This is a genomic window from uncultured Roseobacter sp., assembly GCF_947491795.1.
Classification (GTDB): domain Bacteria; phylum Pseudomonadota; class Alphaproteobacteria; order Rhodobacterales; family Rhodobacteraceae; genus Roseobacter.
In genome coordinates, this window is the sequence record NZ_CANLKW010000002.1 from 132,538 (window position 1) to 153,960 (window position 21,423).

A 21,423-nucleotide genomic window follows, 5' to 3' on the forward strand; every position below is an offset into this window, starting at 1 on the left:
CTATTGGCAGCTATTCGGTCAGATCCGGCGTATCCAGGTTCAAATCCCGCACGCCAATCGCAGTTTCCTGCGCCTTGGACAAGGACCAGCGGATACGCGTCGCATATGACATAGCCCGCCCGGAAAGAACAATCTGATTTGCCCCGCGTGGCTTGAGCCGCCCGGTTTCCAGATAAACCGATGGTTCTACCGACAGTTTCTGCGTGCCGTCATGCCGGAAAACCCAGATTTCCCCGCTTTTAAGGGCCATAGAAACAGCAGCGCCCCCCATATCCACGGTTACATCCACGTCCGGATGCAGATGAAACCGGATGTCAAAGGCGATCCCGCTCAGACCGGCTGCGTCCATCGTGCGGTCAAAACGCCGCTTTTCACTGTCTTCCAGTGCCAGCAGCATGTCTTCTCCGGCCAGACCCCGGCCGTCGAAGGTCATTTCCAGAGTGCGCGCATGGGTCAGACCATGGGTGGGAACAAACCCGTTGTGTCCGCTTTGAAACTGCAGCCCGTCGCTGGCATGTCCGATTTCGATGGGCACATGTGTCGGCCCTTCGATCAGCGGCTCGCGCCCTGTCTCGGCGTTCTGATCGCCGAGGCGGGCGCTGGAATATCCATCCAGTGACAGGGTGGAATGCGAGGGCGTTGCCCGCCCCGCGCGCCGCCATGCCGGGCCGAATGTCCGGCCCGATCCGCAGTTCACAATCAGTGGCCTGCGCCCTGATGTCAGTTCAAAAGCGAGGGTCGAGGCGTGGGCATTCAGCGATGCAGAACCAGAGGGCGGCACAGAGGCATCGACCACCACACTCGTGCGGCCCGCAGACAACCGCGCGTATCCCATCGATAATCCATCCGGCTGGCTGTTGCGCACACGTGCCTGGGCCAGCGCATGATCCAGCCACCCTTCGGCACCGCGCCCGCCTCCATGAAACCGCGCCAGCCCACCATCTGTATGGCGCAGCGTACGCAGTGTTGGCGCGATTCTTTCTATCGCGGCCTTGTGTTCGTCCGGCACGGGGTGCCCCGTTTCTTCGAGAGCGGCCGCAGTCCAGCTCAGCAGCGTGAAAACATCCAGCAGCTCTTCGGGGTTTCGGGTTGGCAATCCGCCCTGGTCATCAATGCGCGCGCGGCACTCACGGGCCAGCGCACGGACAGCTGGCATGGCTGTCCCTTCCATGCCTTCCAGCGCCAGACCCGCATAGATCAGACCGCACAGCGCCTCAAAGCGCGGCAGACCCGCTGCGGCGCCCTGCCATCTGCGCGACAGAAAATGCGTCTGACGAAAAAGGCTGCCATAAAATGCATGGCTGGATTCGGGCTCGGTGCCCCGCAACAGGAAAATCGCGTGGTTGATCCAGCGAATCAGGCGCCGCCCGGTCAGATCCGGGGTCCAGCCAGGGCCGCGTCCCCGTTCATAGCGGTCAATCCAGCCCCAGAGCCATTTCTGCGCCGCCGCACGCGCGGCCGTATCGCCCACCGCCGCCAGATCGTCCAGCCAGGCAAATCCATTCAGTTCTTCACTGAATTCCACATTGGGCGCGGAAAGAGACCAGAGATCCGCGTCTTTCTGTTCCAGCAGATGACCCGCAAAAAGGAAGTTTCCGGCGATGAGCTGCCGCCCCTTGGCGAAACTGCCGATTGTGCGCGGCTCGGGCGACGAGACAAAAGCAACGGCGCGCGCCTTCATGCGACCGGCGCGTCTTGCGTGCCACCGGTTCAGAAACTGCACCTTTTTTGCGGCGAAACTCCGGGCTTCGGACATGCGATACTCTGCCTTGGGGCGCTCTCGTGGCGCGTTGCGGCAATGATAACGCGGGCAGGTGCGCGAGTCACCGGATTTGTCCCGGTGGCGGTCCCGGCAGCCGTCGTTCAGGCAGATTTATGCAAAAGGGCTATGTAAAAACCGTCCATGCCGCCCTGCTCTGCCCAGTAGTCCGGGCGCAGTCTCAGCCCGCCTTCTTCGGTATACCAGCCAGGTTCCGTACCGGGCAGGTGCGGCGTTGACGCGGTCATGTCCGCATGGCGGGCAAGGGCTTCGTCGATCTGCACTTCACCCTCGTCCGGCAGCAGCGAGCAGGTGCAGAAAACCATGCGCCCACCGGGTTTCAACAGGCTCCAGGCATGATCGAGAAACTCTTCCTGCAGAGCAATCAGATCGCCGAATTCCGAGCCATCTTTGGCATGTGGCAGATCTGCGTGACGGCGGATGGTCCCTGTTGCCGAGCAGGGCGCGTCCAGCAGAATCGCGTCGAAACGGCCCGTGACCTGGCGCACATCGCTGGTCACCAGACTGGCCTGCAGCTTTGTGCGGGTCAGATTTTCGCGCACCCTTTCCATCCGCGCAGGCGAATCGTCGACCGCTGTAACCTTTGCGCCCGCCGCCGCCATCTGCATGGTCTTGCCACCGGGTGCGGCACAAAGGTCCAGAATGTCTTCGCCGGGCTGCGGCGCGAGGATCTGAACCGGCATCGCTGCTGCTGCATCCTGTACCCACCAGTCACCGGCTTCAAAGCCAGGCATGGCGGAGACCTGGCCTGCGTCCACAACGCGGACCGATCCGGTGGGCAAAACCGTGCCGCCTGTTGCTCTGGCAACTGCACCTGCATCTGATCGCGCCGTCAGATCAAGCGGCGCACCCGCAAAATGTGCGGCTTCCATGGCGGCCATCGCATCATTGCCCCAGGCCTCTGCCAGCGGCCCGCGCAGCCATTTTGGCAGACGTGGCGGACGCAGCGCTTCCCAGGCCGCAGGGCCGTCGGTGGCAACTTTGCGCAGCACGGCATTTGTCAGCCCTTTGAGATGACCCAGCCTGTTGTGACGCGACACCAGCTCTACCATTGCATTGACAACGCCGTGCCCCGCACCGCCCTGGCACAGCTCGACCGTCCCGACGCGCAGCGCATTGCGAACGGTCAGCGGTGGATACTTTGACAGATGTTTCTGCAGGATGCGGTCCGCGCGTTCCAGCCCGCGCAGGGTGTCCATGGCCAGACGCGCCGCGCGGGCACGGTCTTCGGGCGCCAGCCGGTCAAGTGCCCCGGCACCCAGAAGCTCGGACATCAGACGGCCCTCGCCCAGGATCTGATCCAGCAGGTAAACTGCGCTTCTGCGTGCGGGAAGGCCGGTGTCTGACATATGCTGGGTGTTCCGATTAGCTGCTGGCGGGTTGTCTGCGTCAAAGGACGACGTATATCAAGGGCACAAACGGATACAGAGCGAATGACAGACGAAGCCACGCCCGACCCGAAAGACCTGCCGCCAGCCGCGCAGCGTGCACTGGCAGAAGCCGAAGCGCGCCGCAAGGCCGCCGATGCTCTGGAGCTGCCTGCCGAGCTGGGAGGTCGCGATGGCCCCGAGCCCGTGCGCTACGGCGACTGGGAGAAAAAAGGGATCGCGGTCGATTTCTGAAGACGCGGTGTTCAGCGCAGGCGGAATTCTGCGGAATCGCCCTCGCCCTGATCAGATGTAAAGCGGATACGTGTGTCGCTGCGCTCAACGGCCTGACAGTTATAGCCCAGGGCGTCACCGCCCCAGAACAGATCGCGGCAGAAATAACCGTCTTTCCACGTCCAGTTGCCCGTCACGGGCCATGCGGCGCCCCGGCCTGAAATCTGACCGTCCGGTGACACCTCAAGCTGCACAAAGGGGCGCTTGAGTTCTTTCCCGGATACAATGTCCAGAAACTCTGACTGCTCGTCAATTTTGGTGAACTCAGCCGCAGCCGCCCCAGCCAGAAGCGTGGACACTGAAAAAACCGAAAGCAAAAGAGCGCGCATTATTGAGTACTCCGAAAACCAAACCTGTGAAGTTTACGCGTGAAACAGCATTTTGGTTTCAAAATAGTTCCTGCAGGCGCGCATTTATTCTTCTGACAACCCCAGAACATCGAGCATATCATAGGCACCCGGCGATTTTCCGCGCGTCCAGAGCGCCGCTTTCAGCGCACCACGGGCAAAAACGGAGCGGTCGCTGGCAACATGGCGCAGGGTTATCCGCTCGCCCGTGGCGGCGAACATCACGTCATGTTCGCCGATGATGTCCCCGCCCCGGATCGCCGAAAAACCGATGTCACCGCGTTTACGCGCACCGGTGATGCCATCCCGCGCGCGGTCTGACACCGCGTCGAGCGTTACGCCACGCCCCTCGGCCGCCGCTTCGCCCAGCATCAGTGCTGTGCCGGACGGCGCATCAACCTTTCTGTTGTGATGGGCCTCAATCACTTCGATGTCGTAATCCTCGTCAAGCGCTGCGGCCACGCGTTTTGTCAGCTGTACCAGCAGGTTAACGCCAAGGCTCATATTGCCCGCACGCACCGTCAGGCCACCTTTTCCGGCGGCCGCCAGCGCTTCCAGCTCCTGCGCGGTCATGCCCGTGGTGCCGATCACATGCGCCGTGCCGGTCTGCACAGCCGTCGCCGCAAAGGCGATGGTGGCGGCAGGTGCGGTGAAATCAATCACGACATCTGCATCTGCAAAGGCCTGGGCGGGATCGTCCGTCACCGTCACACCACTGGCCGCACCGCCCAGGCAAGTACCGAGATCCTGGCCCACCCAGTCGTGACCGGGACGCTCCAGCGCCGCGGTGACAACCGCCTGTTCAGACCCGCTGATGGTTTCGGTCAGCATGCTTCCCATCCGGCCTGAAACACCGGTAATCGCGATCTTCAACTGCTCTGACATGCCTTACTCCTGACAGGGGGTCCGCGTGCTCTCTTAGCGCGCCCGGCGCGCCTTGGCAAAGGTCAGCGAAGGGCGTAGATACCGGGCATGGGAAAGAACAAGTTTCACGACGGGCCCGGCCCGTCCCAAAGGCAGCTGCGCGTCGGCGAACTGATCCGCCGGTCGCTCTCTGAGGTGCTGGCGCGCGGGGATGTACATGACCCCGACCTGAACAGGTTGTCCATCACAGTCGGCGAAGTGCGCACCTCGCCCGATCTGCGCATCGCCACGGCCTATGTCCTGCCTCTGGGCGGCACCGGGCGCGACGATGTGATCGGGCTGCTGGCCCGTAACAAAGGCGAACTGCGGCGTCTGGTGTCCAAGAAACTGGCACTGAAATTTGCGCCGGATCTGAGGTTTCAGCTGGATGAGACCTTTGACCGGATGGACGAAACGCGCCGTATGCTGAGCCAGGACAATGTCCGCCGTGACACTGCTGCCACTGACAGCGGGGAAAGCGGCGCGGAATGATCCGAAACGCGATTGTGGCAGCCGCTTTGATGCTGACCGCCGCGTCTGCCGGCGCTGTGGACTGCCGCAGTGTCGACTTTGACGGCGCCTCATACACCGTGTGCGAGGCCGACGCCTCCGGCGCTGACCTGCGTCTGTTTCTGCGCAACGGGGACGGAAGCATTTACGGCCAGTTCTTTGCCATTGACCGTGATCTGGCGACCCGTGGCAAAAAGCTGCTCTTTGCCATGAACGCCGGCATGTATCACGAAGATCGCGCACCGGTGGGGCACTATGTCGAAAACGGTGTCGAGGAAATGCGCATCATCCCGAACGCAGGCCCCGGCAATTTCGGCCTGCTGCCCAATGGCGTGCTGTGCCTGCGCGATGGCCGTGCAGATGTTATCGAAACACTGAGTTTTGTCGCCGATGACCCCGGGTGCCGGGATGCGACGCAATCCGGCCCGATGCTGGTGATCGATGGCGCGCTGCATCCGAAATTTCTGGAGGACGGCACCTCAAAATACATTCGCAACGGCGTCGGAACCTCCGCAGACGGCAGGCGCATTGTTTTCGCGATTTCAAACGAGGCGGTGAATTTTCACAGCTTTGGGCGTCTTTTTCGGGATGCGCTGGAAACGGATAATGCTCTGTTTCTGGATGGGAATATCTCGCGGCTCTATGCGCCCGGCATTGGCAGAAATGATTTTGGGTTCCGCCTGGGGCCGATCGTCGGTGTCGTGGGTGACGCAGAATAGCCGAAAAATCCGTCGACGGGTCTGGGCAGCGCCGAACGCCTGAGGTAAAGCCGCGCGAAATGATCTGGCAGAGGTAATCATGGGACGCAGACGCAAGGGACGCGATATTTCCGGCTGGCTGGTGATCGATAAACCGGCAGGCCTGACCTCGACAGCTGTTGTCAACAAGGTCAGATGGGCACTGGATGCAAAGAAAGCCGGGCACGCGGGGACGCTTGATCCCGATGCAACGGGTGTTCTGGCCGTCGCGCTGGGGGAAGCCACCAAAACCGTGCCCTACGTGACCGACGCACTGAAAGCCTATGAGTTCACTGTCAGACTGGGTCAGGCCACAAACACCGATGATGCCGAGGGCGAGGTCATCTCCGAGAGTGCGGACCGCCCGGACGACGCTACCATCAAAGAAGCCCTGAACGGGTTTATCGGTGATATCGAACAGGTGCCGCCTCAGTTCTCTGCCGTGAAAATTGACGGTGAACGCGCCTACAAACGCGCCCGCGACGGCGAGGAGATGGAAATCGCCGCTCGCCCGCTTTACGTGGACAGCCTTCTGATGCTGGACCGGCCGGATGCAGATCATGTCACTCTGGAGATGGTATGCGGCAAAGGCGGCTATGTGCGGTCGGTGGCGCGGGATCTCGGAGCGACGCTGGGCTGTTTCGGGCATGTGCGCGAATTGCGGCGCGTCTGGTCAGGGCCTTTCGCGGCCGAAGACGGGCTGACACTGGATGACGTCGAGCGAATGGCCAGAACGGACGCTCTGGATGAACATATTGTTCCACTTGAGGAAGCTTTATCCGACCTGCCGGAATTGCGCGCCACTGCCGAGGGGGCTGTAAGGCTGCGCAACGGGAACCCTGGCATGGTGATGGCAGGCGACGCTGAATACGGCGACGAGGCCTGGGCCTCCTGGGAGGGGCGCGCCGTGGCCATCGGACTCTACAAATCCGGCGAGCTTCACCCCTCCCGGGTGCTTAATATTAAGAACTGACCGGTTCCGAATGTTACAACCCGTTGCAAAGCTCGCGCTTATGTCATGGGTGACGCGGGGTTTATTACAGCATTTGTTACGAAAACACCGGCGCGGATAAGAGCCCCGTGAACGGGGTGGCCGCAGGGCACGGGCGTCTTCATATCGGGGTCAGACGCAACAATCTGATCCATCACGGAGACCACGCAAATGAAACGTACTGCTCTGACACTGCTGACTGCCGGCGCCTTTGCCACCGTCGCATTCGATACATTCGGCCAATCGCTCAGCCCGCTCTTTGGATATGCCAAACTGGCCCCTGTCGGCCTTGCCGGTGCGACACTGAAATCCGTGTTCGGCGCGAACCCGTCCGGTGCCGCACATCTGCTCCACATGATGACCGGCCTTATTTTCTACGTTGTCGGATACTACTTCATCGCCCGTCCGGTACAGCGCGCCGTCCTGCCGCAACTGCACTGGAGCATCACAGCAGCCGTCTATGGCATCGCGCTCTGGGCCTTTGCGCTTTACGGCATGGCCCACCTGGTTGCCGGCATGAAACCGTTCCTTGGCTTTACCGGCATCACCTGGGTCGCTCTGTGGGGACATATTCTTTATGCGCTGGTCGCTGCGGGCATTCTGGAGGCACGCGGCGAGGTATTTGAAATGCCGGGCCGGCGGAATATCGCCACTGCCTGACGCACATCTGTCAAAATACACATGCCGCCCTTTCCACGGGGCGGCATTCCCTGTATTCTGATCCTGAAAAAATTAATATTTATTAACGGCTTAACAATTGTTTGTCAGAATACACAACACCGAAGAAATCCAATCCGAAGCCGTATATTCAGACTGCGGAGCCTATCGCTACCAGCTCCGGCGCACATGGTCGCCCGAGGGTAAAAAGGTTAATTTCATTATGCTGAACCCCTCTGTCGCTGACGAGGTCAGGAACGATCCCACCGTGGCCCGCTGCGAGGCACGCGCCCGCGCTCTGGGGTTCGGCGCTTTTTCTGTGACCAATATCTTTGCCTGGCGCGACACGGATCCCGCCCAGCTGCGCAAGGTCGGCGAGCCCGTGGGGCCGGACAATGACAAAACACTCCTGACGGTAGCCGGGTGGGCGGACACGGTGATCGCCGCCTGGGGTGTGCACGGCGCACATCTGGACAGGGGGAGGACAGTGGTGGAAATGCTCAGGGGCGCGGGTATCGGGCTGCATCACATGGGTCTGACCAAACAGGGTCACCCCCGGCATCCGCTCTATCTGCCCTACACCGCGCAGCCTGAACTCTGGGATGTCGCTTCCGGCAGTTAACGAACGCCCAGGACTTTACAGGATATACCTGCATCCGGGTGGCGGCGCCCGGCTCCGGCCGGATGATGCGGAATGGTGCGGGTATGTTCTGGTACAAAGATATGAGTAAGGCGGGCAAGGCGTTCGCCGGGACAGAGGATCGTTCAGACGATACAAATGCCCCCGCCGGCGATACGGCCCGGCTCCAGGGCACAGTGGTTCATCCGCTTCCGGACAGATCACATCAGCAGGTTGTCGGTTTTCCGGGCAGGTTATCTGCCAAAGGCCATGCGGCACCGCACACCGCCTTGCAGCCCCCTGGGAACAACATCGGTGCGTCTGAATTCCTCAGCACAGATGATCTGCCGTTCACGGGGGACAGGGCAGGCTTTTCTACCTGGCCCGGCGACCTGCAGTTTGTGGACGACGGTTTCGACGACAAGCCAACACCCACCCGCGCTTCGCCTGCGCAGGCGCTCGCGGACTGGGTGGCAAAGGGTACACCGGCTGAGCCACTGGATTATGACCGCCGTGCCGACAGTCTGGTGCTGATCTGGGATGATACAGATGCCGCAGCACACGAACCGCAGGTGCGCGTCATCCGGGACCCGGACGACCCCGCGGTTATGCGCGTTCTGATGAACGGGCAGAACGTCGCCGACGTTTACGGCGATACCGCACTGACCGCTGCGGACCTGACCGTGATACCGCTGAGTTCCGCCATGATTGCCGGACTGACAGCGGCACCCGCCTGAAAACCAAAAGCCAACAGTCTGAAATCAGTGTTTGCCATTTGCGGCACGGGCGACTATACGCCCGCATCGCACACACGGGAATCTGATGTTCCCGCGGCATACTCCACGGGCCTGAGCTGGACGACATCCCGGCCTGCGCCATCCCTGAAACCTTTTGAAAAGGAGCCCCCGATGTCGATTACGCTTGAAGAAAAAGCACGTGTCATGAAGGAATTTGCAACCAAAGAAGGCGACACCGGCTCGCCCGAAGTACAGGTTGCGATCCTCAGCTCGCGCATTGCGACCCTGACCGAGCACTTCAAAACACACAAAAAAGACAACCACGGCCGCCGTGGTCTGCTGAAGATGGTGGCGAACCGCCGCAAACTTCTGGACTACGTCAAAGCCAAGGATGAGTCCCGTTATCAGGACCTGATCAAACGTCTGGGTCTGCGCCGCTGATCCGCGACACAAACCAAACACTCAGAACCGCGCCCCACCCGGCGCGGTTTTTCGTTGCGCAGGCCTGACAGCAGCAGAAGGTCTGAATTGCGGACAAACCTGCCGTTTAGTGACAACGACTATTCGGGTTTTCCGGGCCTAAAACTGACCGATATTTCCTGTGCATGAAACAAGCCAGCCATCCCGTATGCTGGCTCTATTAGTAACTCGAAAACGTCGTGATCTTTTCCATACTTGGCACTGTCCATGCGAGAAAGTTTCAGCCCTTCAATTGCGTTTTGATGGTTGAAGCCATCAAGTTCAAGATAGACTATTCGGGCTATGGAAAACTCCACAACAGCATGTTTTTCAAGTATAAAGTAACGCCCTTGGACTTTGTTGGTCATGTTCCATGCGTGGATGCGAAGTGTTGATGCACCATTACGTCTCAGGAACAAATCAATGATTTCGGCATCGTGAAAACTCGGAACTTTTCCAAACCAATCCAAGAGTTCCTTTCCACCCGGAATTAACTCATAGATTGATGCTGCATGATCCTGTTCCATGCCGAGAATCTATTCGACAACCATGTCAGTCACAATGGGCTCACAACAGCCATTCGCCAACCAGGCGTTTTGGTCTGGCACGCCACCGGACGCTCCATGCACCGCCTGGCAACGAACCCCACCGTGCGCTGTGTTAAGGGCGGGCGGGACCGACGCGGCACCGACAAAATACCGACGTTATACCGACGCGATACCGACGTCGCTTTTACCATAAAAACATAGGGAAACGGGTGAGTCTGCCCAGGATGCAGAAATACACCCGGCGCGCGTTGCGCCTGGGTTTCGGAAAGGATGGCGGGGATGCCGCTTGCCCCGCCCACATGCACCTGCTTGAGTGCGCCCATGCTCACGTTCGCCGCCGCCGTCTTCTTTCTGATCATCACGCCCGGACCGGGTGTGCTCTCCACCGCCGGGGTGGGGGCTGCCTTTGGCGCTGCTGCCGGAACGCGGTATGTGACCGGCCTCTTTATCGGAACCAATCTGGTATGTCTCGCGATTGTCAGCGGCCTCACAGCTGTGCTCTTTGCCGATGAGCGTCTGCGGACACTGCTGTTTTTCGCCTCCATCGCCTATCTCGCCTGGCTGGCCTTCCGCATCGCATTTGCCGGCAGCAAACTCGCCTTTATCGAGCGCAGCAAGCCGCCGGGCATTGCCGGCGGGATCATGCTCCAGGCGATCAACCCCAAGGCCTATGCGGTAAACACAGCACTGTTTACCGGTTTCGGTTTCTGGCCCTCCAGCCTGGCCACGGAGATTTTTCTCAAATTCCTGATTGTCAACGCGATCTGGATACCCATTCACTTTGCCTGGCTCTGGCTGGGCATATCGCTGCAACGCATGAACCTGCCCCACCACATCCAGCGCGCCATAAATATGGCAATGGCCGCGTCCATGATGCTGGTTGTTCTGCTCGCCGCCTGGGCGCAGAGCTGACCCCTGGACAACCCCGGCAGGCGCCCGTAAACCTGACAGGGACCAAGGTGCCGTGGTGCTCAGATGCTCGTACTTATCCAGATCCTTATCGGCAGTTTTATCCTGCTCGTCTGCGCGCTGATCCACATTATGATCATTGCACGGATGATCCGTCATCTGGCGTCACATGACCACTTTGCGGCCCATAAAACCGCACGTCATCAGCTGGTTACACTCTGCGTGCTGTTTCTGATCACACTGTTGTCGCACACGATACAGCTCTATTTCTGTGCCCTTATGCTCTGGCTGGTCGGCGCGCTGCAGGGATATGAGGAGCCGATTTACTTCTCGCTCGTGACCTACACCACACTGGGCTACGGCGACGTTGTACTCACCCCGCAGTTCAGGATTCTGGGCGCGATGATTTCTGTGACGGGCATCGTCATGTTCGGGATGACAACCGCTTTTCTGGTCGGTCTGTTCGGGCGCATCCTGGGCGAAAAAACACCCTGACAATCCGCACTGTCCCGCCCGCGGAACCGGCGGCGGCCCACCCGTGCCCGCAGCCCTTTGCAGGGCCCGGATTCGCATGGTCTGCCGGGCAGTTAACGATACCCCGCATGCAACCAGAGCGGCCTTTCCAAATGCCCGTATCTCGTGTACGTACGCGCAATCTGAAAGCCGGCGCCCGGACCTCAGCGCCGCCAAAAGAAGATACCGGGGTCAGGGGGAATTCGCCCTCTATGCAATGGCCAATGGGCCGAAACAGGAAACGTAGATGTTTAACGAAACGAAAAAATCGATGCAGTGGGGCGAAGAGACGCTCACGCTGGAAACAGGAAAAGTGGCCCGTCAGGCGGATGGGTCGGTGATTGCAACGCTGGGCGAAACCAGTGTCATGGCAAACGTCACCTTTGCCAAAAAACAAAAACCCGGTCAGGACTTCTTTCCGCTGACCGTGCACTATCAGGAAAAATACTATGCCGCGGGTAAAGTGCCCGGCGGATTCTTCAAGCGCGAGGCGCGCCCGACCGAAAAAGAAACGCTGACCGCGCGTCTCATTGACCGGCCGATCCGCCCGCTGTTTGTCCCCGGCTTTAAAAACGAAGTGCTGGTGATGTGTACCGTTCTGTCGCACGACCTGGTCAACGACCCCGATATGGTTGCGATGATCGCGGCCTCTGCGGCGCTGACCATCTCGGGTGCGCCCTTCATGGGCCCGATTGCCGGTGCCCGCGTTGGTTTTGAGGATGGCGAATACATCCTGAACCCGACCGTTGACGACATGCAGGACCTGCGCCTGAACCCGGACCAGCGTCTGGATCTGGTTGTTGCCGGCACCAAAGACGCCGTGATGATGGTCGAATCCGAAGCCTATGAGCTGACCGAAGAGGAAATGCTGGGCGCGGTGAAATTTGCGCATGAGCAGATCCAGCCGGTAATCGACCTGATCATTTCGCTGGCCGAGGATGCCGCGAAAGAGCCGTTCGACTTCCAGCCTGCGGATTACTCCGAGCTATACGATGCGGTAAAAGCGGCTGGTGAAGATGAGATGAGAGCTGCGTATGCAATTTCCGACAAACAGGAGCGTACGGCTGCCGTTTCCACCGTTCGTGACAGCATCATTGATCAAAATGAAGTTTTAGCCAAACTTGCCGATGAAAAACTGGATGAGGGCGCTCTGGGAACGTGTCTGAAAAAACTCGAGGCCTCCATCCTGCGCGGCGATGTCGTGAAAACCGGCAAGCGTATCGATGGCCGCAAAACGGACGAGATCCGCGATATTGTCTGTGAAACCGGCATGCTGCCGCGGACACATGGCTCGGCGCTCTTTACCCGCGGTGAAACGCAGGGCCTCGTGGTCACAACACTGGGCACCGGTGACGATGAACAGTTCATCGACGCGCTGCACGGCAACTTCAAATCCAACTTCCTGCTGCACTATAACTTCCCGCCCTACTCGGTCGGCGAAGCTGGTCGTGTGGGCCCTCCCGGACGTCGTGAGATCGGTCACGGCAAGCTGGCATGGCGCGCGCTCCAGGCCGTTCTGCCCGCAGCGACGGATTTCCCCTACACCATCCGCGTGGTCTCCGAGATCACCGAATCCAACGGCTCCTCGTCGATGGCATCGGTCTGCGGTGGGTCGCTGTCCATGATGGACGCAGGTGTTCCGCTCAAGAACGCGGTGGCCGGTGTTGCCATGGGTCTGATCCTCGAAGACGACGGCTCCTATGCGATCCTGTCTGACATTCTGGGCGACGAAGACCACCTGGGCGACATGGACTTCAAAGTGGCTGGTACCGAAAACGGCATCACCTCGCTGCAGATGGACATCAAGGTCGCGGGCATCACGCCCGAGATCATGGAGAAAGCGCTGGCACAGGCCAAAGACGGCCGGATGCATATCCTGGGCGAAATGGGCAAAGCGATCACAGGTGCGGCAGACTTCTCTGTGCATGCGCCACGTATCGAGACCATGCAGATCCCCACAGATAAAATCCGCGAAGTCATCGGCTCGGGCGGCAAGGTCATCCGTGAGATCGTCGAAGTGTCCGGCGCCAAGGTCGACATCAACGACGAGGGCACGATCAAAATCGCGTCCCCGAACGGCGATTCGATCCAGAAGGCCTATGACATGATCCACGCCATCGTGGCCGAGCCCGAAGAAGGCGCGATCTACACCGGTACGGTTGTGAAAATCGTCGACTTTGGTGCCTTCGTGAACTTCTTTGGCAAGCGCGACGGTCTGGTGCACGTCTCCCAGATCGAAAACCGCCGCCTGAACCATCCGTCGGATGTTCTGAAAGAAGGTCAGGAAGTGAAAGTGAAGCTTCTGGGCTTTGACGATCGTGGCAAGGTGCGTCTGTCGATGAAAGTTGTCGATCAGGAAACCGGCGAAGAAGTCAAAAAAGAAGAAGCCGCAGCTGACTGACCGCTGACCGGCACGCCGCTCCGGCGGCAGTTCTGACAGAAAGCCCTCATGCGCTGCATGGGGGCTTTTTACGTTGCGGCACTCCCGAAAGCTTCCGTAACGGCACCCTCGCCCGGCCTGCTCCCGCGCCATAGGATTGCATCGTTAACTGGTTTGGGAGGACCATCATGAAAAAGAGAATCGCACTCGCGACAGCATTCGCCCTGGGACTTTCCGGCGGCGCGCAGGCCGCATCACTTGCGGAGGCATTTTCCAGCTTCTGGGTTTTCGGCGACAGCCTCAGCGACGACGGCAATCTGCCGCCCGCCTTTCAGCCGCCCGCGCCCTACAATGACGGGCGGTTTACCGATGGTCTGGTCTGGAACGAAGACATCCAGCAGGAATTCCGTGACGCATTCAAACCGACAGAAAACTTTGCTCTGGGTGGTGCGCGTACATCGGGCGATAACCCCAGCGGGCCGATCCCGGGTCTGGACGAGCAGGCCGCGGGCTTTGCAGGGTTTGCTGCGGCTACCGGCGTTCTGGCAGGGACGCGTGATCTGGCGTCCATCTGGGCAGGGGCTAACAACATTTTTCAGGCCATCACCGCCGGTGCAGATGCCGTCTCCGTTGCCACCGCAGCCGCCAATGACGTCGCATCATCCGTCCGTGCCCTGGCCGCCGCTGGTATCGAAGAGTTCCTTGTCTTCAACATTCCCGACCTTTCAAATACACCGGCATATGCGGGAACCGCAGCAGAAGCGCTCGCCGGAGGGTCGTCGCTGGCCTTCAACAGGACACTGCGCGACAACCTGGATGGTCTTGCCAGCCTCGGCTTTTCCATTCGCATCACAGACGCCTTTGGCGCCTTCAACGATATTCGGGCAGACCCCGCGGCATCAGGTCTGAGCAACGTCACAGACGCCTGTATCGGTCTTCTGGCCTCGGGCGGCTGCGACCCGTCGCAGTTTCTCTTCTGGGATGATGTGCACCCCACAGGCACCACGCATCAGCTGATCGAGGCTGAGGCACGCGCCGCTCTGCTCGGTGATCCGCTGCCCCCCGTGCCACTGCCTGCTGGCTTTCCGCTGCTGGCCGCCGGTCTCGGCGTTCTGGGCTTTGCCGCGCGGCGCAAACGCGCCGCCTGAGGTCAAAAGAACAAAAGCCCCGGGTTGTCCCGGGGCTTTTTCCTTCGGATCACCGCGCGGCGGCATCCACTGCATCCGGGGACATCAGCCTGGCGCTTTGGTCTTGCGCAGATAGGGCAGGACGGTTTCGAAATCGCCGAATTTGGCTTTCGCGTCTTCGTTGGACACCGTCGGCGGGATGATCACATCCTCACCCGGCACCCAGTTGGCCGGGGTTGCAACACCATTGCCCACAGACATCTGCAGCCCGTCCAGCGCGCGCAGCACCTCTGCAAAGTTACGCCCTACCGTCATCGGATAGGTCATGGACAGTTTCAGCTGTTTGTCGGGCCCGATGATAAACACGGACCGCACGGTGGCGCTGTCAGCCGGTGTGCGGCCGTCGGGCAGATAGGCCTCGGCCGGCAGCATGTCAAAGGCCTTTGAGACCTCAAGACCCGTGTCCGCGATGATCGGGAAACCGGCGGTGGCACCGGCAACCATCTCGATATCGCCCTTCCACTTTTTGTGATCCTCTACGCCATCGACTGAAACGCCGATCACTTTGGTGCCGCGTTTTTCCCATTCGTCCGCCAGCTGCGCCACAGCACCGAATTCGGTCGTGCACACCGGCGTAAAGTCTTTGGGGTGGGAAAACAGAATGGCCCAGCTGTCGCCGATCCAGTCGTGAAAACGGATGGTACCCTCGTCTGTTTCGGCGGAAAAGTCGGGGACAGTGTCGTTGATGCGCAAGCCCATAATGCACTCCTGAGCGATCGTGGTTGAGATTCGATAAAACCTTAACGATTAACGCCCCGGCTTACATCCCCTCTCTTGTTCCTGCCCATCGCTGATGACACATTGCCCGCGACGGCGCGACAGACGCCAAAAATACATACGGAGACACCACATGCCCGATCACCGCAATTTCTACATCAATGGTCAGTGGGTCAGACCCGCTGCCGCCAACGACTTTCCGGTCATCGACCCCTCGAGCGAAGAAGAGTGCTCAGTCATCTCCCTGGGCGGGCAGGCCGACACGGATGCAGCCGTTGCTGCGGCACGCGCCGCCTTTGACAGCTGGTCCCAGACCCCGCGCGAAGACCGTGTGGCGCTGATCGAGAAACTGCTCGACGTCTACACCGCGCGCGCAGGCGAGATGGCAGAGGCGATTTCACAGGAAATGGGCGCGCCGGTCGAGCTGAGCCGCGCGCAACAGGTCGGTGCGGGGACATGGCACCTCAACGGGTTTCTCAAGGCGTTCAAAGACTTCTCCTTTGAGCGCGACTTTACGGCGACCGAAAAAACCCTGCTGGAGCCCATTGGTGTCTGCGCGCTGATCACGCCCTGGAACTGGCCGATGAACCAGATCATCCTCAAGGCCATTCCGGCCCTCGCCACCGGCTGCACGGTCATACTCAAACCCTCCGAGATCGCACCTCTGTCCGGTCTGCTCTTTGCCGATTTTGTGCACGAGGCGGGGTTCCCCGCCGGTGTGTTCAACATGGTCAACGGCGACGGCGCGGGCGTGGGCAGCCAGCTCTCGGTCCATCCGGACGTGGATATGGTCAGCTTCACCGGCTCCACGCGCGCGGGCATCGCAATCTCCAAGGCGGCGGCAGACACGCTCAAGCGTGTGAGCCTGGAGCTTGGGGGCAAGGGCGCCAATATCATTTTCGAGGATGCGCACCCCAAGGCCGCAAAGGCGGGCGCAATCCGCTGTTTCCGCAACTCGGGCCAGTCGTGCAACGCACCGACCCGCATGCTCGTGCACCGCTCGCGCTATGACGAGGCCGTGGAAATGGCAGCGGAAACCGCAAACGCAACTCATGTTGGCCCGGCCTCAGAAGAGGGCAAACATATCGGCCCTGTCGTCTCTGAGCTGCAGTTCAACAAAATCCAGAAGCTGATCGAAATCGGTATGGGCGAAGCGCGCCTCGTTGCCGGTGGTCCGGGCCGCCCGGACGGTCTGAACCGTGGCTACTACGTCAAACCCACTGTCTTTGCGGATGTCACCAACGACATGACCATTGCGCGCGAGGAAATCTTTGGCCCGGTCCTGTCGATCATCCCTTTCGACACCGAAGAGGAAGCCATCGCGATCACCAATGACACGCCTTACGGTCTGACCAACTATATCCAGACCGAAGATGACGACAGACGCCGCCGCGTGGCCCGCCGTCTGCGCTCTGGCATGGTGGAAACCAACGGCCAGGGGTTTGCCATGGGCTCCCCCTTTGGCGGGTACAAACAGTCCGGCAATGGCCGCGAGGGCGGTGTTTTCGGTCTCGAGGAATTCCTCGAAGTCAAAGCCGTCTCGGGATGGGCGGCGGAATAACATGCCGGGAAAACCACTGCCACCCGGGACAGACCGGGTGGCAGATCATGATCACGCAGGCACAGGATCATGCAATGCGTCACGCATCTGCATAAAGTGATTGTCCCAGCCCTTATCCAGCGCCAGCACCAGATCAAAGGCCTCGGCTACCTCGGGCAGCCCGCTGTGCTCAAGACAGAGCTCTGTACCGCCGGGCACCTCTTTCAGCGTCCATTTCACCAGGCTTGATGCCTCCCCCATCGGTTTGACGGTAAAGGTATATTCCAGATACTCCGGGGCCCGTGCCTCGATAACATCGCCCCAGATCAGAAGATCGCCGCTGGTGGTGCCATACATTTTCAGGTCCTTTCCGGTTGCCAGCGTCTCGCGCGGCGCGTGAAACCACTCAGCCAGCCGGTCGGGTTCTGTCAGAAACGCCCAGACCTTTTGCCGTGGTGCTTTGAGGAAAATCGTTTTGTTCAGAGTACGTCCTGTCATTCTGTGTCCTTTTCAATTGCGTCTTTCAGTGCGGCAAGGCGGGTGTCCCAGAAGCCTTCGAAAAAGGCGAACCAGTCACAGACCGGCGCGATCCCTTCGGGATTGAGGCTGCTGATCCGCTCGCGGCCACGGGTCACGGTTGTGATCAACCCGCCATCAGACAGCACCGTCAGGTGCTTTTTGACCGCCGCCCGCGTCATGTCGAAATTTTCTGCCACCTCTCCGATCGACAGATCACGGCCGCGCAGCATGACAAGGATGTCGCGGCGCGTCGGGTCGGCCAGAGCGCGGAAGGCAGATTGGGGTGTGTGCATATCAGATCCTTATAATACCATCTGGTATCTCTTTTATAAAACCAAATGGTATCATGTCAAGCCTGTCCGAAATGCCGCTCAAAAAATGCAGAACGTCAGGGGCATCCCTGCACGGGACACGCGCCGGAAAACGGCTCTGGTTTTCGGCGGTTCTGAAAGCGTCATGCGAAACCCGGGATCACGTAACGCTGCCGGGTATCATAAATTTCAACACATTGCGTGATGTATGACACTGCGGGTATGTCGTCAGACGGCATAGCCGTCAGGGCATCAGAACGGCGCTTTGGCCCGCACTTTGACCGACCGGCCGCCCTGTGGATGTTTAAACCGCAGCTCTTCGCTGTGCAGCATCAGGCGGGGAAAGTCCCGCGCGGGACCCGTGGCATAAAAGGGATCACCCAGGATCGGATGCCCCAGAGACAGCATATGAACGCGCAGCTGGTGGCTGCGCCCTGTGCGCGGTTGCAGGCGCATGCGCGACGTCTGACCGTCCGTTTTCAGCATGCGCCAGTCGGTCTGCGCAGGCTTGCCATTCTCGTGATCCACCATCTGGCGCGGACGGTTTGGCCAGTCCACGATCAGCGGCAGATCGACCGTACCCGTTTTTTCAGGCGGCACGCCCCAGACCCGCGCGACATAGGTTTTCTGCGTCATGCGCTTTTCAAACTGCAGACCCAGGTGCCGCTGGGCGTGCGGGGTCAGGGCAAAGATCATCACGCCCGATGTGTCCCGGTCCAGCCGGTGCACCAGCAACGCATCCGGAAACGCGGCCTGTATCCGGCTCAGCAGACAGTCGGCCAGTTGCGGCCCCTTGCCCGGCACAGACAACAGCCCTGCCGGTTTATCGACCAGCAGGACCTCTGCATCCTCGTGCAGAATGACCAGGGGCTCCCGGGGCGGGCAGTAATCACTATCCATGCGCCCACGTGGCAGATGCCCGCCCGGGTTTCAAGCCGGGCGCAGCAGTGATCAGGCCTTCACACGCTCAGATTTCGGGTCATACATGGGCCGCAGCGAAGCCTCGGCCTTCACGCGGACGCCCGCAACGTCGATGTGATACTCCGAGGCCAGCACCTCGGCAGCGGTTTCCCCCGCACAGGGCACATAGCCCAGACCCATCGCCGCACCCAGGCTGTGGCCATACGCGCCTGACGACAGATAGCCCACAATCTCTCCATCCCGGATCACCGGTTCGTTGTGATAGAGCAGCGGCTCGGATTCGGTCAGTCTGAACTGCAACAGACGGTTCTTCAGCCCTTCTTCTTTCTTGCGCAACACCGCGTCGCGTCCGATGAAATCAGGTTTGTCCGTCCTGACCGCAAAGCCCAGGCCCGCCTCCAGCACGTGATCCTCGCAGGTGATGTCGTGGCCAAAGTGGCGGAAGCCTTTTTCGATCCGTGCGCTGTCCATCATATGCATGCCGCACAGCTTCAGATCCATGTCCTGACCCGCCGCATGCAGCACCTCGAACGCGTGTGCCGCCATGTCCGAACTGACATAGACCTCCCAGCCCAGCTCGCCCACATAGGTCACCCGGTGCACCCGCGCCAGCCCCATGCCCAGCTCGATCTCCTGCGCTGTGCCAAAGGGGTTCACATCGTTGGTAAAATCGTTGGGCGACACCGCCTGCAGCAGTTTCCGCGCGTTGGGCCCCATGATCGCCAGCACGCCCTCGCCTGCCGTGACGTCCGTGATAACAACGTTGAAATCGCCCACATGCCGCATCATCCAGGTCTGATCCGCCAGACGCGTCGCTGCCGGGGTCACAACCAGATAGGCGGTTTCCGACAGGCGCGTCACGGTAACATCCGCCTCGATCCCGCCGGTGTTGTTCAGAAACTGGGTGTAGACAATCTTGCCCACCGGCACGTCATACTGACCGCCGCCGATATAGTTCATAAAGGCGGTCGCATCGCGCCCCTCGACCCGGATTTTGCCGAAGGACGACATGTCGTACATGCCCACATTGGTGCGGATCGCATTGACCTCCTCGGCCACGTTGTCAAAGAAGTTCTGGCGCTTCCATGAATACTCATAGGCCGCGTCCTGACCCGGTTTCGCGAACCAGTTGGCCCGCTCCCAGCCCGCCAGTTCCCCCATGACCCCGCCGTGATCCAGCAGGTGCTGATGGAACGGCGTGCGCCGCACGCCCCGCGCTGTCTCTTTCTGGCGGAACGGGAAGTGATCGGCATACAGCAGGCCCAGCGTCTCTTTTGAGCGCTCAAAGAGATAGGTCTTGTTGCCCTGGAATGGCTGCATCCGGCTGATGTCCACATCGCCCAGATCAAACGGTTTGTCACCGTCCTCCATCCATTGTGCGAGCGCCATACCGGCACCCCCCGCAGACTGGATACCGATGGAGTTAAAGCCCGCTGCGACCCAGAAATTATCCATCTCCGGTGCCAGACCCAGATGATAGGCATCATCGGGGGTGAAACTCTCGGGACCGTTGAAAAACGTATGGATGCCCGCTTCTGCCAGCATTGGCATACGCTCGACAGCGGCCTCCAGGATGGGCTCGAAATGGTCGAAATCCTCGGGCAGCTGGTCGAATTCGAAATCCGCCGGAATACCGTTCATCGCCCAGGGCTTTGCATTGGGCTCAAACGCGCCCAGCAACATCTTGCCTGCGTCTTCCTTGTAATAGGCGCATTCATCCGGCACCCGCAGCACCGGCAGCTGGGTCAGGCCCGCAATCGCCTCGGTCACGATGTAAAAGTGTTCGCAGGCGTGCAGCGGCACATTCACACCGGCCATGCGGCCAACCTTGTGACCCCACATACCACCACAGTTCACCACCATATCGGCTTCGGTGAAACCGCGCTCATCGCCCTGCTCCCAGTCAACACCAGTGACTGTGCGACCCTCTTTGCGGATACCTGTAACGCAGGTGCGCTCGATCACCTGCGCACCGCGCTGACGGGCCCCCTTGGCCAGTGCCAGCGCGATGTTTGCCGGATCGCCCTGCCCGTCCTTGTCCAGATAGACCGCACCGGTCACACCATCGATGTTCAAATGCGCGTAGCGTTCCTTGACCTCAGTGGGCGAAATCTCCTCGACCTCGACACCAAAGGCGCGGGCCATCGCCGCCTGGCGGTAAATCTCTTCGCGACGTTCTTCGGTCAGCGCCACGGTGATCGACCCACAGCGCTTAAAGCCTGTGGCGACGCCCGTCTCAGCCTCCAGGCTGCCATAAAGCTCCTGGCTGTATTTCGCCAGTTTCGTCATGTTGGCGGTCGCGCGCAGCTGCGCGATCAGACCCGCCGCATGCCATGTCGTGCCGGATGTCAGCTGTTTGCGTTCCAGCAGCACCACATCTTTCCACCCCAGTTTCGTCAGGTGGTAAGCGACCGAACAGCCGATGACGCCACCGCCAATGATGACGACGCGCGCGTGAGAGGGAGGCAAAGCCATGT

23 protein-coding genes are annotated in these 21,423 nt (G+C 60.2%); 13 read left to right on the forward strand and 10 right to left on the reverse strand.

Features of this window, described 5'->3' with window-relative positions; translation table 11 throughout:
* Window positions 1-10 precede the first annotated feature (10 nt).
* Both Q1A34_RS07430 and Q1A34_RS07435 read right to left on the reverse strand, forming a co-directional pair.
* Entirely contained in the window at window positions 11-1,756 is a 1,746-nt protein-coding gene (locus tag Q1A34_RS07430) for a heparinase II/III family protein (protein ID WP_300032604.1), read from the reverse strand.
* 107 nt (window positions 1,757-1,863) lie between these two features.
* A complete protein-coding gene (locus Q1A34_RS07435) occupies window positions 1,864-3,129 on the reverse strand; it encodes a transcription antitermination factor NusB (protein ID WP_300032606.1) in 1,266 nt (421 codons plus the stop codon).
* Window positions 3,130-3,213: 84 nt separating this feature from the next.
* Here Q1A34_RS07435 and Q1A34_RS07440 point away from each other — a divergent pair, with 84 nt between their 5' ends.
* Complete coding sequence (locus Q1A34_RS07440) at window positions 3,214-3,402, forward strand: DUF1674 domain-containing protein (RefSeq protein WP_300032608.1); 189 nt, start codon at window positions 3,214-3,216, stop codon at window positions 3,400-3,402.
* Window positions 3,403-3,413: 11 nt separating this feature from the next.
* Here Q1A34_RS07440 and Q1A34_RS07445 read toward each other — a convergent pair whose 3' ends face one another.
* Together Q1A34_RS07445 and dapB are read right to left on the reverse strand one after the other, a co-directional pair.
* Complete coding sequence (locus tag Q1A34_RS07445) at window positions 3,414-3,770, reverse strand: dihydrodipicolinate reductase (protein ID WP_300032610.1); 357 nt, start codon at window positions 3,768-3,770, stop codon at window positions 3,414-3,416.
* An 84-nt stretch (window positions 3,771-3,854) separates the two neighbouring features.
* Window positions 3,855-4,673: a 4-hydroxy-tetrahydrodipicolinate reductase gene (gene dapB, locus Q1A34_RS07450; protein WP_300032612.1), complete on the reverse strand. Its 819-nt coding sequence runs from the start codon at window positions 4,671-4,673 to the stop codon at window positions 3,855-3,857.
* An 87-nt stretch (window positions 4,674-4,760) separates the two neighbouring features.
* Between dapB and rbfA the strand changes: the two genes are divergently transcribed.
* The 7 genes from rbfA (at window position 4,761) to rpsO (ending at window position 9,383) form a co-directional block, all read left to right on the forward strand.
* Window positions 4,761-5,183: a 30S ribosome-binding factor RbfA gene (gene rbfA / locus Q1A34_RS07455; protein WP_300032614.1), complete on the forward strand. Its 423-nt coding sequence runs from the start codon at window positions 4,761-4,763 to the stop codon at window positions 5,181-5,183.
* On the forward strand, window positions 5,180-5,920 hold the full coding sequence (locus Q1A34_RS07460) for a phosphodiester glycosidase family protein (protein ID WP_300032616.1): 741 nt from the start codon (window positions 5,180-5,182) through the stop codon (window positions 5,918-5,920). Before rbfA ends, Q1A34_RS07460 begins: the two co-directional genes overlap by 4 nt.
* Before the next feature lie 79 nt (window positions 5,921-5,999).
* Window positions 6,000-6,911 (forward strand): tRNA pseudouridine(55) synthase TruB, encoded by a 912-nt coding sequence (truB, locus tag Q1A34_RS07465; protein ID WP_300032618.1) that lies wholly within the window; start codon window positions 6,000-6,002, stop codon window positions 6,909-6,911.
* Window positions 6,912-7,100: 189 nt separating this feature from the next.
* Complete coding sequence (locus Q1A34_RS07470; protein WP_300032620.1) at window positions 7,101-7,589, forward strand: hypothetical protein; 489 nt, start codon at window positions 7,101-7,103, stop codon at window positions 7,587-7,589.
* A gap of 97 nt (window positions 7,590-7,686) precedes the next feature.
* On the forward strand, window positions 7,687-8,208 hold the full coding sequence (locus tag Q1A34_RS07475) for a DUF1643 domain-containing protein (protein ID WP_300032622.1): 522 nt from the start codon (window positions 7,687-7,689) through the stop codon (window positions 8,206-8,208).
* Between the two features lie 83 nt (window positions 8,209-8,291).
* The gene (locus Q1A34_RS07480; RefSeq protein WP_300032624.1) at window positions 8,292-8,942 is read left to right on the forward strand and encodes a hypothetical protein; all 651 of its coding nucleotides are present in this window, start codon (window positions 8,292-8,294) and stop codon (window positions 8,940-8,942) included.
* 171 nt (window positions 8,943-9,113) lie between these two features.
* Window positions 9,114-9,383 (forward strand): 30S ribosomal protein S15, encoded by a 270-nt coding sequence (gene rpsO / locus Q1A34_RS07485; protein ID WP_300032626.1) that lies wholly within the window; start codon window positions 9,114-9,116, stop codon window positions 9,381-9,383.
* A 119-nt stretch (window positions 9,384-9,502) separates the two neighbouring features.
* Here the strand turns inward: rpsO and Q1A34_RS07490 are convergent, their stop codons facing one another.
* Window positions 9,503-9,928 carry an Imm50 family immunity protein gene (locus tag Q1A34_RS07490; protein WP_300032628.1) on the reverse strand — a complete coding sequence of 142 codons (426 nt, stop codon included), beginning with the start codon at window positions 9,926-9,928 and terminating at the stop codon, window positions 9,503-9,505.
* Window positions 9,929-10,270: 342 nt separating this feature from the next.
* Here Q1A34_RS07490 and Q1A34_RS07495 point away from each other — a divergent pair, with 342 nt between their 5' ends.
* From Q1A34_RS07495 to Q1A34_RS07510, 4 genes are all read left to right on the forward strand, one after another.
* Window positions 10,271-10,861 (forward strand): LysE family transporter, encoded by a 591-nt coding sequence (locus tag Q1A34_RS07495; protein ID WP_300032630.1) that lies wholly within the window; start codon window positions 10,271-10,273, stop codon window positions 10,859-10,861.
* A 63-nt stretch (window positions 10,862-10,924) separates the two neighbouring features.
* A complete protein-coding gene (locus Q1A34_RS07500; protein WP_300032631.1) occupies window positions 10,925-11,353 on the forward strand; it encodes an ion channel in 429 nt (142 codons plus the stop codon).
* 265 nt (window positions 11,354-11,618) lie between these two features.
* On the forward strand, window positions 11,619-13,772 hold the full coding sequence (gene pnp / locus Q1A34_RS07505; protein WP_300032632.1) for a polyribonucleotide nucleotidyltransferase: 2,154 nt from the start codon (window positions 11,619-11,621) through the stop codon (window positions 13,770-13,772).
* Between the two features lie 167 nt (window positions 13,773-13,939).
* Window positions 13,940-14,899 (forward strand): SGNH/GDSL hydrolase family protein, encoded by a 960-nt coding sequence (locus tag Q1A34_RS07510; protein ID WP_300032634.1) that lies wholly within the window; start codon window positions 13,940-13,942, stop codon window positions 14,897-14,899.
* An 84-nt stretch (window positions 14,900-14,983) separates the two neighbouring features.
* On the opposite strand, the gene Q1A34_RS07515 is transcribed toward Q1A34_RS07510, so the two are convergent.
* Window positions 14,984-15,637 carry a peroxiredoxin gene (locus Q1A34_RS07515; protein ID WP_300032636.1) on the reverse strand — a complete coding sequence of 218 codons (654 nt, stop codon included), beginning with the start codon at window positions 15,635-15,637 and terminating at the stop codon, window positions 14,984-14,986.
* 151 nt (window positions 15,638-15,788) lie between these two features.
* Here Q1A34_RS07515 and Q1A34_RS07520 point away from each other — a divergent pair, with 151 nt between their 5' ends.
* Window positions 15,789-17,216 (forward strand): aldehyde dehydrogenase family protein, encoded by a 1,428-nt coding sequence (locus Q1A34_RS07520; protein WP_300032638.1) that lies wholly within the window; start codon window positions 15,789-15,791, stop codon window positions 17,214-17,216.
* Between the two features lie 51 nt (window positions 17,217-17,267).
* Here the strand turns inward: Q1A34_RS07520 and Q1A34_RS07525 are convergent, their stop codons facing one another.
* The 4 genes from Q1A34_RS07525 to Q1A34_RS07540 all read right to left on the reverse strand — a co-directional run bounded on the left by Q1A34_RS07525 (window position 17,268) and on the right by Q1A34_RS07540 (window position 21,421).
* Window positions 17,268-17,693, reverse strand: a complete 426-nt coding sequence (locus Q1A34_RS07525) for an SRPBCC domain-containing protein (protein WP_298841482.1) — start codon at window positions 17,691-17,693, stop codon at window positions 17,268-17,270.
* Window positions 17,690-18,007 (reverse strand): metalloregulator ArsR/SmtB family transcription factor, encoded by a 318-nt coding sequence (locus Q1A34_RS07530; protein WP_298841480.1) that lies wholly within the window; start codon window positions 18,005-18,007, stop codon window positions 17,690-17,692. Before Q1A34_RS07530 ends, Q1A34_RS07525 begins: the two co-directional genes overlap by 4 nt.
* Before the next feature lie 270 nt (window positions 18,008-18,277).
* Window positions 18,278-18,925: an RluA family pseudouridine synthase gene (locus Q1A34_RS07535; protein ID WP_300032640.1), complete on the reverse strand. Its 648-nt coding sequence runs from the start codon at window positions 18,923-18,925 to the stop codon at window positions 18,278-18,280.
* A gap of 51 nt (window positions 18,926-18,976) precedes the next feature.
* The gene (locus Q1A34_RS07540) at window positions 18,977-21,421 is read right to left on the reverse strand and encodes an FAD-dependent oxidoreductase (protein WP_300032642.1); all 2,445 of its coding nucleotides are present in this window, start codon (window positions 21,419-21,421) and stop codon (window positions 18,977-18,979) included.
* Between the last annotated feature and the right edge of the window lie 2 nt (window positions 21,422-21,423).